This window comes from Marinitoga sp. 1197, assembly GCF_001021165.1.
Classification (GTDB): Bacteria; Thermotogota; Thermotogae; order Petrotogales; family Petrotogaceae; genus Marinitoga.
Map to the genome: position 1 here is coordinate 1 of NZ_AZAY01000027.1, position 12501 is coordinate 12501.

14 protein-coding genes are annotated in these 12501 nt (G+C 27.1%); 9 read left to right on the forward strand and 5 right to left on the reverse strand.

Annotation, left to right across the window (positions count from 1 at the left end; genetic code table 11):
* Positions 1 to 416: PD-(D/E)XK nuclease domain-containing protein (locus tag X275_RS08125; RefSeq protein ID WP_047268354.1), on the forward strand; the 416-nt coding region annotated here is incomplete at its 5' end.
* Between the two features lie 38 nt (positions 417 to 454).
* On the opposite strand, the gene X275_RS08130 is transcribed toward X275_RS08125, so the two are convergent.
* From X275_RS08130 to X275_RS08150, 5 genes are read right to left on the reverse strand one after another with little or no spacing between them, the layout of a single operon-like run.
* Entirely contained in the window at positions 455 to 772 is a 318-nt protein-coding gene (locus X275_RS08130) for a hypothetical protein (RefSeq protein WP_047268355.1), read from the reverse strand.
* A 9-nt stretch (positions 773 to 781) separates the two neighbouring features.
* On the reverse strand, positions 782 to 1246 hold the full coding sequence (locus X275_RS08135; RefSeq protein WP_052913747.1) for a 23S rRNA (pseudouridine(1915)-N(3))-methyltransferase RlmH: 465 nt from the start codon (positions 1244 to 1246) through the stop codon (positions 782 to 784).
* A 27-nt stretch (positions 1247 to 1273) separates the two neighbouring features.
* A complete protein-coding gene (locus tag X275_RS08140) occupies positions 1274 to 2386 on the reverse strand; it encodes an FtsW/RodA/SpoVE family cell cycle protein (protein ID WP_052913749.1) in 1113 nt (370 codons plus the stop codon).
* Positions 2383 to 4422 (reverse strand): HD-GYP domain-containing protein, encoded by a 2040-nt coding sequence (locus X275_RS11140; protein ID WP_052913750.1) that lies wholly within the window; start codon positions 4420 to 4422, stop codon positions 2383 to 2385. Before X275_RS11140 ends, X275_RS08140 begins: the two co-directional genes overlap by 4 nt.
* Complete coding sequence (locus X275_RS08150) at positions 4423 to 5103, reverse strand: substrate-binding periplasmic protein (RefSeq protein ID WP_052913752.1); 681 nt, start codon at positions 5101 to 5103, stop codon at positions 4423 to 4425. It abuts the gene before it with no gap.
* Between the two features lie 201 nt (positions 5104 to 5304).
* Between X275_RS08150 and X275_RS08155 the strand changes: the two genes are divergently transcribed.
* From X275_RS08155 to fliG, 8 genes are all read left to right on the forward strand, one after another.
* On the forward strand, positions 5305 to 6012 hold the full coding sequence (locus X275_RS08155) for a DUF2520 domain-containing protein (protein ID WP_052913754.1): 708 nt from the start codon (positions 5305 to 5307) through the stop codon (positions 6010 to 6012).
* Between the two features lies 1 nt (position 6013).
* Entirely contained in the window at positions 6014 to 6829 is an 816-nt protein-coding gene (gene panB / locus X275_RS08160; RefSeq protein ID WP_047268357.1) for a 3-methyl-2-oxobutanoate hydroxymethyltransferase, read from the forward strand.
* Positions 6807 to 7553, forward strand: a complete 747-nt coding sequence (locus X275_RS08165; RefSeq protein ID WP_231588303.1) for a biotin--[acetyl-CoA-carboxylase] ligase — start codon at positions 6807 to 6809, stop codon at positions 7551 to 7553. The genes panB and X275_RS08165 overlap by 23 nt, the downstream gene beginning before the upstream one ends.
* Positions 7554 to 8084 carry a hypoxanthine phosphoribosyltransferase gene (gene hpt, locus X275_RS08170; protein WP_047266039.1) on the forward strand — a complete coding sequence of 177 codons (531 nt, stop codon included), beginning with the start codon at positions 7554 to 7556 and terminating at the stop codon, positions 8082 to 8084.
* A gap of 55 nt (positions 8085 to 8139) precedes the next feature.
* A complete protein-coding gene (locus X275_RS08175; protein WP_047268358.1) occupies positions 8140 to 8970 on the forward strand; it encodes a purine-nucleoside phosphorylase in 831 nt (276 codons plus the stop codon).
* A 102-nt stretch (positions 8971 to 9072) separates the two neighbouring features.
* Positions 9073 to 9963 carry a lytic transglycosylase domain-containing protein gene (locus X275_RS11145; RefSeq protein ID WP_156168737.1) on the forward strand — a complete coding sequence of 297 codons (891 nt, stop codon included), beginning with the start codon at positions 9073 to 9075 and terminating at the stop codon, positions 9961 to 9963.
* Between the two features lie 10 nt (positions 9964 to 9973).
* Complete coding sequence (fliF, locus tag X275_RS08185; RefSeq protein ID WP_047268359.1) at positions 9974 to 11524, forward strand: flagellar basal-body MS-ring/collar protein FliF; 1551 nt, start codon at positions 9974 to 9976, stop codon at positions 11522 to 11524.
* Between the two features lie 12 nt (positions 11525 to 11536).
* Positions 11537 to 12499: a flagellar motor switch protein FliG gene (gene fliG / locus X275_RS08190; protein ID WP_047268360.1), complete on the forward strand. Its 963-nt coding sequence runs from the start codon at positions 11537 to 11539 to the stop codon at positions 12497 to 12499.
* The last annotated feature ends 2 nt before the right edge of the window (positions 12500 to 12501 follow it).

The following is a 12501-nucleotide window of genomic DNA, read 5'->3' on the forward strand; positions in this document are numbered from 1 at the left end:
TATCAGATGGAGAAATAAAAAGCTTTGCCAAAGAAATAGAAAACCTATTGAGCAAAATGGACAACAGAATATTCATGGGATTAGATGAAAAATACATAAAAGCGATAATGTATAGTTATCTAATACTAACGCCATATGCAATGGTAAAAATGGAATATCCAGTAGAAAATGGGTATATAGACATAGCAATGTTCAAAAGATACGAAGAAGTACCATATGAAGCAATAATAGAAGTAAAATACATAAAACAAAAAGAATACACAGAAGAAAAATTAAAAAGGAAAATAAAACAGGCAAAAGAACAAATAGAAAAATACAAGAAATCATATGAATTGGATTATAAAAGAGAAGACTTAAAAAAATTCATAGTTATTTTTGTTGGTAAAGAAGCAAAGTATATTGAGGAAGTAAAATAAATCGGGCATTTCGCCCCGATTTATTATTAAATATCCTTTTATTTCTCTTTTACTTCTATTATAATTTCCAACTTCAGTGCTTGATCTCTAAAATTTGGCGGATTTTTTTTCCACATTTCAAATTTTTCTTTGCTTTTGTCAATATATTCTTCGTAACATAATTCACAACTGCCAGAACGATAGAATTTCAAAAATCTTATACTATCTTCATTTTCTATGAGACTATAAGCTTCATCTTCCTCATCAAATAAAACTTTTTTCATTAAGTCTAAAGCATTTTTATCTTTTATTTCATCTTTAAAATATTCTTCAACTGCTTTATAATTTTCTAATCTTTTAAATACTCTTTTATGCATAGCTACCTCCTAATAATGATATTTTTCATTGTTATTTATTTTAAATGCTCTATATATTTGCTCTAATAATAATAAAACTGCCATTTCATGTGTAAAGGTCATATTTGAAATTGAAAGCAAAAAATCCGCATTTTTTTTGATATATTCATGATGTCCTAAAGGTCCTCCTATAAAAAATGATATATTTTTTCTTCCTATTCTCCATTTTTCAATCTTATTTGCAAAATCTATTGAACTTAATTGTTTTCCTTTTTCATCCAGAACAACTTTAAAAACTTGGGGTAAAAAATATTTTTTTAATTTCATTTTATCCTGATTTTTATATTCTTCAACTGTTATTTTATTTAAATCATTTGATAATGGTAACTCTACCAATTCAATTCTATCATATTTTTTATTCCACTTTAAATATTGTTCTATTCCCATTTTTATAAACTTTGTTTTGGGTTTTCCTATGACATATACTTTTATCATTAAAATCATCCTTTATTCTTTAGTTTTTTATTCATTATCCAGATAATTATTCTCAGTAAACATTTCTGTTGTCGCAATTCCTTTTGTTACCAATCCCAATAAAAAGGAAAATGTTATTATTTGACTTCCACCATATGAAATTAATGGTAAAGGTACCCCTGTAACAGGCATTATTCCAAGATTCATACCAATGTTTTCATATACGTGCAAATATATAATTACTATTGTCCCAAAATATATATATTTCCAAAATTTTCTTTCTGTTTTTTGAGCATATATATATAATCTATAAATTAATAAACCATATAAAAATATAATCAAAATGATTCCTAAAAAACCTAATTCTTCACCAATTACTGCTGTTATAAAATCATTGTGATCTTCTGGAACAAAGTTTGATAGGTTCATAAATCCATTTAAATAACCTTTTCCAAATAACCCACCTGATCCTATTGCTTTAACTGCTTGTAATGTGTTATAAGCCACACCAGCTGCATTTTTTTCTGGAAACAAAAAACCTATTATTCTTGCTCTTTGATAGTCTTTCATAAAATAAAATGCAAATGGCATTGAAAATAACATTAAAAATAAAGATGTTTTCCAGGTTTTTTCATGTTGTCCTGAAACATATGTCAATAAAAACCATAATGTAAAGGTGAATAATGTCATACCTAAATCAGGTTGTTTAAAAATCAATGCAAGACCTATTAATGTTGTAAAGGATAATATATAGTATGCTTTTTTATTTTTTTCTGATAAATATTTTGCTAAAATAATTAGCGTAAATATTAAAAATAAGTGAGAAGGTTGAATTCCAACCGGACCTATTCTTATCCAGCGTCTGGCACCATATCTTGCCCGTTCAAAAAACAATACATATATTAATAATAATAATGTTATACCATATAAATGAGGTATTATACTTTTCAAAATTCTTTCTTTCAAAAAATATGTAAAGAAAAAAACTACTATTCCTAGAATGGAAAAGATTATTTGTTTATAATAATTATCCTCTATATATTCACCATAAGTCGCTGTTCTTACCATAAAAATACCTATAATCAATAAAGAAATATATATTAAAGGAACAATATATTCAAATCTTCTCATTCTTTCAAATGGCTCTACCTTTATTTTCACAGATATTTCCTCCTCAAAAATTCAATAAATTTAGATGCCAAAATAGGATCAAATTGTGTTCCTTCATTTTTTCTGATTTCTTCTATTATTTCTTCAATACTCATTTCTTTTTTATACGGTCTTTCTGTTCTCATTGCATCAAAACTATCTGCAAGAGATATTATTCTAGAAAAGTATGGTATATTTTCTTCTTTTAAACCATCTGGATAACCTGTACCATCCCATTTTTCATGATGATGTCTTACTATTTTTGTATATTCTAAAAGATATTCGCTACTGGAAAGTATTTCATAACTTTTTATTGGATGTTCTTTTATTATTTCATATTCTCTATCATTTAATTTTCCTGGTTTGTTTAAAATAGTTTGAGGAATAAAAAATTTACCTATATCATGTGTTATACTTGCCCAATATATTTTCCTTATTTCTTCTTTATTTAAATTCAAAAATTCTGCAAATTCTGTTGCGTACTTGGCAACTCTCTCAGAATGACCTTTGGTATATTTATCATAATATTCTAGTGCTTTAATAAGCGCTAATATAATATTTTTATGTAACTTTCCCTCTTCCTTAGACAATCTTTTTAATCTTATAAATGCAGATGTAAGACTGCTCAATGTTTCAACAAATTTTATGCTCTCATCTGAAATCTCAACATCTTCATCAGTATCAAGAGAAAGTTGACCAATTATAACTCCTTTTATTTTTAATGGTGACATTATACTTTTTCTTATTGACATACTTGCATTTTTCACTATTTCTAATGTTCCATCATCTAAAAGTTTTTTATCTTTTTGTATAATATTATCCATTACTTTGGTTTTTTTTGCGTATATAAAATTATCTTCAGATAAATTAACTTTTTTTAAAATTTCGAAATTGTGCCCATATGTTGAAATAAATTTCCAATTATTTTTATCTTTAATGGCAATACTGCCATATTTCACTTCAGGGATACTGCTTATTGATATTTTTAAAAATTCATCAAAAAATGTTTTTTCATCTATATTTTCCAAACTAATTTTTCCAATTATCTTAATAATGCTCTCAAACTTGTTTATATATTCTTCCAATCTTCTATTTGTTTCTATTAATTCTTCATTCATCGCATGTGCTTCTTCATATGCTGATTCTAACTCAATTTTATCATTATTTATTCTATACATCATCTTATTAAATGCTTCTCTTAAAATTTCGAATTCATTTATTTTAAATTTTTCAGTATATAACTCTTCTTTTCCTTTTTCTAGATGTTCCGAAAAAAATTTTACAGGATTTATAATACTCTTTTCTAAAAATCTAATAAAAAGATTTTTTACTATATAATAAAATAGAATCACTATAAAAAATAAGCTCAGGGATACTTTAAAAAATGAATAAATCTTTTCTTTAAAATTAACAATATAATAGTATTTTTTTGAATAAAATATAAAATTTTTGTACATTACAAATTTTTGAATAGGTTTATTCAAAGTAATTTTTTCATCATTTAACAAAAGATTTTTTATTTGACTCAGTATAGCTTCTTGATTTATCTCAAAAATCAAAAGGCCCTGAAATATTTTCTGATTAGAAATTAGTTCATAAAAATACGGAACTATATAATACGAACTATTGTCAATATTAATTTGAATATATTTCTCTTTTTCTAATTCATTTAACTTATTTTTTATTTCCAACTTTAGATTATTACTCAATTTCTTTTTTGGATATGTTTTATCAATTATATCAACATACGGCTTATAGTCAATGATTGATACTATATATTTATTACTATTTACTATATCTTCTAAAATTTTTTGAGAATTAACAACATAAGCATACGAATTGGTTATCAATTTTATATTGTTAAAAATCAAATCCTCTTGGATTTTTATTGTTTTTAATATTTTTTTATATTGTATATCCATTCTTCTTTCCGCATCAAAATAAATAATGTGGAAGGTAAATATTACCCACATTAAATAAAGGATTAAAAATAAAGATAAAAATATTAGTTTTATGTTGTTTTTAAACCATTTTTTTAAAGAAATCATCTAATCACCTATTAATTTATTCCTTCTATATTTTAGTATTAAAGGATTTATTTTTTTTAATAATTTTTCTGATCTAGCTCCTATACCTACATCACTTTTTGTTAAAGGCTCGCCATATATTTCAACAGGAAATTTTTTCATCAAATATATTGCATTCACCAAATCAAAAAAAGCTCCATCAACTTTTTTGTTTAAAACAGCATTTAAACATTCTTCATTGGTTTTATATATAGTATAAATAATATCTTTTCCAGATTTTTTCCATTTTAAAACAGTTTTATAACCAGTAGAATCTTTTTTTACAGCAAAAGTTTTCAATTCATTATTTTTATTATCTTTTAATTTTAGAATAACGAGACCTGTTGTTAAATAGGGTATGGAAAAGTTGATATATTTTTTTCTTTCAGTAGTTATGTGAATACCCCCTATTATAATATCCATATCATTCAATGCATTTTCTATTAGATCTGGAAAAGAATAAATATATATATCGACCTTTTCATTTAAATCTTTAGAAAGCATCTTTATTATATCAATATCTATACCTTTTAACAAATATCCATTTGTGGTTTCTTCAAAGTAGGCATAAGGCTCTGTTAATGCTATTCCAACCTTTAATATAGGAAAAGATATTGTTGTAAGTAAAAGTAAAAGTACAATTACTATTAAAAACTTATTCATTTCTTCACCTTCCTAATTTTTTATATTACAATTATATCATACTAATTTTGATTATCTTAATATATAAAATGAATGCTGTAAAAAAAATTGTTTTTTTGACAATAATTTTAAAGATAAAAATCGGGCTACCTAAGTAAATTTGACTTTTTGGATATTCTTAATGTTATAATATAAATGACAAAAAATTTTCAGGAGGTTATTATGATAAATATTATTGGACCGGGTAGGGTTGGAAAAACTTTATTCAACTGTTTTAAAAAGAAAAATATTTCTATTAAATTATTTTCCAAAGATGATGATAAAAGTAATATTTCTGGCATTGTTATAATAACAACACAGGATGAAAAAATTAAAAATGTATGGACTGAAATAAAAAATTACAATATAGAAGCGGTTGGACATTGCAGTGGTATTTTAGATTCAAATTTTTTTGGTGATATTCCTCATTTTTCTATGCATCCTAATTTCCCGTTTTCTTCACCCTTAAAATGTGATGCTTTAAAGAATATAGTATGGGGTATAGAAGGAAATTCTAAAGGAATTGAATATGCAAAAAATTTAATTGATATTTTAGATGGAAAATATGTTATAATACCACAAAATAAAAAAGTTTTATATCATCTGGCTGCAGTTATAGCTTCTAATTTTTCTTATGGATTAATTAAAATGTCAAAGGTTTTATATAATGAAATTGAAATTGATAATATTAACCATTTAATTGACCTTTCCATTATATCTTTAAATAATATAAAAGAAAAAGGTTTAAAAGGCGCTTTAACTGGCCCTGTTTCAAGAAATGATTTATATACTATAAACAAAGAACGTGAAGAATTTAATAAAATTTTTGGAAATGTTGAAGTTTATGATTTTTTTATAGATTTACTCTATAAAATTAAGGAGGATGAATGATATGAGTATAAAAAAAATACTAAAAATGAAAAATAAGGAAAAAATCGCAATGATAACAGCCTATGATTATATCAGCGCCAAAATTGCAGAAGCTGCTGGAATTGATATGATTTTAGTTGGAGATTCTGCCTCTAATGTTATGCTTGGTAATGAGGATACTATCAAAATAGGTATGGATGAAATGTTAATTTTTATAAAAGCTGTAAAAAAAGGGGCTCCTAATACATTTGTTGTTGGAGATATGCCGTTTTTGAGTTATCAAATTTCTGAAAGTGAAGCAATAAAAAATGCCGGATTAATATTAAAAGCTGGAGCTGATGCAGTTAAGCTTGAAGGAGGTTATAATGTTGCTCCTTTAATAAAAAAAATGGTAGAATTCGGAATTCCTGTAATGGGTCATATTGGATTTACCCCGCAATCATATAAACAAATAGGTATTTCTTCTAAAGGTAAAACTAAAACAGAAGAAGATTTACTTATAGAAAGTGCTGTTGCACTTGATGATGCTGGTGCATTTTCTCTTGTTTTAGAAATGGTTACAGAACCTGTTGCAAAAAAAATTACAGAATCTATTTCTATTCCAACAATTGGCATTGGTGCTGGAAGATTTTGTGATGGGCAGGTGTTAGTATGGCACGATTTTCTTGGTCTGAATAAAGACTTTGAACCTAAATTTTTAAAAAAATATTTGAATGGTTTTGATTTATTTAAAGAAGCTATTGAAAATTATTCGAAAGAAGTAAAAAATGGTATTTTTCCTGAAATAAAAAATGTTTTTAAACCCATTGAAGGCAGTGATCAAAATAATAGGAGATAATATTATATATTTTGATACAATAGATTCAACCAATGCATACTTAAAAAAATACTGGAAAAAACTTCCTTCTGAAACTATAGTCTGGGCTTCTAAACAAACAGGTGGTTATGGTAGAATGAAAAGAAAATGGATATCCCAAAGGGGAGGTTTATGGTTTTCTGTATTATTTAAACCAAAAAATCGACCCATGAATCCCTGGCATTATGTAAGGTTATACACCATGTCTATTAAATATGTTTTATCTAAATATAGACTTGAAACAGTTATAAAATGGCCAAATGATTTATTGGTAAATAATAAAAAAATATGTGGTATTTTAGGCGAAGGAATATATGTCGGAAATAACATTTCTGCTATTATTGTTGGCATTGGACTAAATGTGAATAATATAATTCCAGACGATTTAAAAAACATAGCTACAAGCTATGTTGAAGAAAAAAACAAAGAGTTAAATCTAAAAAAGTTGTTAAAACAGATTAATTCGACGGCATATTATAAATATTATCTAAAATATTTTAAAAAAGATAAAATTTCCATTTTCACAAAGTTATGGATAAAAAATCTTAACATTAGACATGGAGATTTTATAAAAATAATATCGCAAAGTATTGAAAAACGTGGTAAAATTGTTTCAATACATGGTGATTATTTGGAAATAGATTTTGATGGGAAAATTGAAAAAATTTATGCTGGTGAAGTTTCAGTAAGAAAGGAGAGGATTTAAATGGAGATTAATCCAAAAAAATTAAAGGTATTATTAACTGAAAAACAAATACTTGAAAAGGCAAAAGAATTAGGAAAACAAATAACTGAATATTATAAAAATATTGATGAAGAGATTGTTGCTGTATGTGCATTAAAGGGTTCTGTTCATTTTTTTTCTGATTTAGTTAAACATATAAATCATGATATGGTATATTATTTTGTAAGGGTTTCAAGCTATCATGGAGGTACATCTTCAACAGGTAAAATAACCGTAAATAGCTGGACAAATGAACCACTTGAAGGAAAACATATACTTCTCATTGAAGATATTGTGGATACTGGCAATACAATTAGATTTTTAATCAATGAATTTAAAAAGCAAAATCCTGCTTCAATAAAACTAACCTCTCTCCTTATAAAAAATGCTCATGATCACGGAATAAATGTAGACTTTCCCGGTTTTGAAATAGATAATTATTTCGTTATTGGTTACGGACTTGACTACGAAGAAAAATATCGAAATTTACCATTTATTGGTTATGTAGAATAATATTTGTGATATAATAATAATATATAATGTTATTATTATCTCTGGAGGTGTTTTTATGAATGATATTAGCGAATATGTAAAGAATGTAAAAGAAGCTTCTAAATATATAAAAGAAAAAATATCAAACCAACCAGAAATTGCAATTGTATTAGGATCAGGACTACACGGTATTTCTGAAAAATTAGAAAATTCATTAAGTATATCATATACCGATATTCCGAATTTTCCTGTTTCAACAGCACCTGGTCATAAAGGTGAATTAATGTTTGGTAGCATATCTGGAAAAAACGTTATGTTAATGAATGGTAGATTTCATTATTATGAAGGATATACTATGAAGGAAGTTACATTTCCAATTAGAGTTATGCAAGAATTAGGCATAAAGATTTTAATAGTTACCAATGCAGCAGGTGGTATGAATCCAAATTTTGAAGTTGGTAATCCTTGTATAATTACAGATCAGATTAACTTTATGGGAGATAATCCATTAATTGGACAAAATTGCGAAGAATGGGGACCAAGATTTCCTGATATGAGTGAACCTTATGATAGGGAATTAACAGAAAAAGCTATATCCGTAGCAAAGAAATTAGGAATTCCTGTATATACCGGTGTTTATCTTGGTATTACCGGTCCTACATTTGAAACGCCTGCTGAATTAAAAATGATGAGAAATTTCGGTGCTGATTTAGTAGGAATGTCTACAGTTCCTGAAGTTATTGTTGCAAATCATGGGGGAATAAGAGTTTTAGGCCTATCCGCTGTTACTGATAAAGCTGTACCGGATGAATTAAAACCGGTTACTGCTGAGGAAGTTATAGAAATAGCAAATAAAACTGGTGAAAAAATAGCTGAAATAATTTTATCTTTATTGGGTGAATTATAGGTGAGAAGGTTTTTTTTTCTAATATTTCTTTTTATCTCTATATTCTCATTTTCAGAAAAAATTGATATATACAATAAGATTTTTTATAAACCTGGATTACACATGGAGTTATATACAGACTCCATGTTTTTGAATTTTGAATACACATTTTTAGGAAAATATTCTTATATGAGTTCATCCGAACTACTGAATTACGTCTGGTCACAGGATAGAAATTTAATAGGAGGCCAGATGTATGTTGAGTCTAATTATTATACACATGCTATTTCTTCAAGTCATGCCGTTGGACTTCTACAATTAAAACCTATAGTTGCACAAGATTTTGGTATTCATAATTTATTTAACCCAATTGATAACATAACTGGTGCCACTGCTTATCATAGTTATTTATATAAAATTTTTCAATCTGAAAAACAGCAGATAGCAGCCTATTATCAAGGACCAACATCTGTTTTAAAAAGTGGTATAAATTCTTCTGGTTTGAATTATTATAAAAAAGTAAAAAAAGCTCAAAAATTTTATAAAAATACCGAAATTTACTCTCCGTTTTTAATTGGGATTAATGGAAAAGTATCGTTAAATTACTTTGAGCTAAATACATATTCTGGACTTGCTTATAAGAATTTTGAAGTTTATTCCACCCAAAATTTATCTTTTATCAAAGAAAATAATTCCACTAAATTTAATAAATTAAGTGTTACCTATGGATTGATGTATTTTCCAAAATCTGATTTCTCAATAGGATCATCATATGGAAATAATTTAAACCTCTATTTACGTCTTGGCTATCCCTGGTCACAAAATATATTATCTTTAAATAACTTAAAATTTATGAATTCTTATTATCTGAATATTGAGTATAAAAATGGAATATGGATAAAATCTTATATAGATAATAATTTTATCTTTATTACTGGTTTTTCTATATACGACATAAAATTCGGAATAATTATAAACTCTGATTATAGAATCGGTATTTATATGAGTCTTTAGAGGTGAGTTCATGGGATTTTTTCAAACTATAAAAGATTATTGGGAAAATTTTTCTCTAAATCAAAAAATTATATATTCTATCTTAATTGCAACTGTTATCTTTTTGTTAACAATTTTAATTATATTAAACTTAAGACCTAATTATCAGGTCTTAATAAGTGGTGTTGACGAACAACAGGGTGGAAAAATTATATCGAAATTAGAAGAGTTAAATATTCCATATAAGGTTGGTCCAGGTGGCTCTATTCAGGTGCCGGAAAAATACAATAAATATGAACTATGGATGAAATTAGCTTTAAATGGTGTTTTAGGAAATCAGATACAGGGGTATGAATTACTTCAAAAACAGAATTTTGGAGCAACAAGTTATGATAAACAGGTAAATTATCAAATTGCTCTTGAGGGTGAATTATCTAAATCTATTTCAACTATGAAGGGCATACAGTATGCAAGGGTGCATATTGTTCTGCCTCCAAGAACTTATTATACTCCTGCTGAACAATCAAAACCAACTGCATCTGTTTTATTATTTCTTGAACCTGGTGCTACAATAGACTCTGCACAAGTTAAAGCTATAATGGATTTTGTTGCAGGCGCTGTACAGAATCTTGAGTCTAAAGATGTAAAGGTTGTCGATAATAATTCCAGAAATTTAAGCGCTCAGGTTATATCAGAAGGTAATATTGCAGATGCAGCTACAAAATTTGATTTAAAAAGAAAGATAGAAGAATATTATACAGAAAAAATAGAAAATAAATTACAAAGAGTTTTCGGTATGGGAGCCATTGTTGTTATTCCTGAAGTTGAATTAAACTGGCAAAAAATAGAAGAAGAAGCAAGAAAGGTTCAACCTGTTAATAAAAATACAGGAATTATTGTTAGTGAACAAAGAGAATCTGAAGAAAAAAAGAATTTTTCAGGTATATCAAATGTTCCAGGTGTGGATTCAAATGTTCCTCCTTATACCACACAAACACCGGATAATCAAAATAGTGATACTTATAAAACCTCTAAAACAATTACAAACTACGATTTCAATGAAATATACCAAAAAGTTACTGACGATAAAAATGGCGAGATTGCTCAAAAATCTATTACTGTTTTCATAGATTTAGATAAGTCACCTATTCCAGAAAATGAAACTACTAAAGCTCAAATTAAAAGTGCTATTTCAACTGCTACTGGCGCAACTCCTGCTAATATTAATATATTATTCACTAAATTCAACAAAGATTTAGAAGCTGAATATCAAAAAATTATTCAACAGTCTAAAAGGGCTAAAACAATTACTGCTATAACCATTATTTCTGTAATTTTGATTTTTGTTTTAATATTGTTGATTATCGGAATAATAAATGTTAATAAGAAAAGAAAAGCAAGAAAAACACTTATTGAAAGAAAGAAAAAACTTGAAGAAGCTGCAAGTAGAATTATTGAGGAAATTGAACCGGAAACTACAGAAATTAGTGAAGATCAAAAGGTTTTTGAAAAACTTGAAAAAACAGTCGATCAAAATCTTGATGATGTTGTCGAAATATTAAAATACTGGATTAATCAATAAAGAGGTGATTTTATGGCTGCAGATAAAGGTAACGCTACTACAGGTTTGAGAAAAGCAGCTATTCTTGTGGTTTTAGTTGGACCGGATAGAGCTTCAAAATTATTACAAGAATTAAATGAAGAAGAGGTGGAAATGCTGACACTGGAAGTCGCCAATCTTGGTAAAATTTCAGAAGAAGAAAAAAGCGCCGTTTTAAATGAATTTTTTGAATTAATGAAAGTAAAAGAATTCATTAAAGAAGGCGGGGTTGATTATGCCAAAAAATTGCTTGAAGAAGCTTTTGGTCCTGAACAGGCAATTAAAATTATTGAAAATCTCGTTACAAATTTACAGGTTAAACCTTTTGATTTCTTAAAAAGAATCGATATTACTCAAATTACAAACGTTTTACAAAATGAACATCCACAAACCGTTGCACTGGTATTATGTTATCTGCCACCATCTGCTGCTGCGCAGGTTATTGCTGGCTTGCCTGAGGATCTTCAGGTTGACGTAATTAAAAGAATTTCTATTATGGATAGAGCCACTCCAGATGTTGTTAAGGAGGTGGAAAGTCGTATGAAAGATAGATTATCATCATTTGCTGCCCAACCTTTTAGTCAAGTTGGAGGAATAGAAACAACTGCCGAAATTATGAATAATATTGATAGAACCGTATCAAAAAATATTTTTGATAGATTATCAGAATCAGATCCAAAATTATCAGAAGAAATTAGAAAGAAAATGTTTGTATTTGAAGATATTCTCAAACTTGATGACAGAACTATTCAAAGAATACTCAGAGAAGTTGATACTCGTGATTTAACGCTATCTCTAAAAGGTGCGTCTGAAGAATTAAAAGATAAAATTCTATCTAATATGTCCCAAAGAGCCAGTCAAATGATTGTGGAAGAACTGGAATTCATGGGACCTGTCAGACTAAAAGATGTTGATGAAGCACAACAAAGAATTGTTGCAATTATCAGAAAATTATAAGA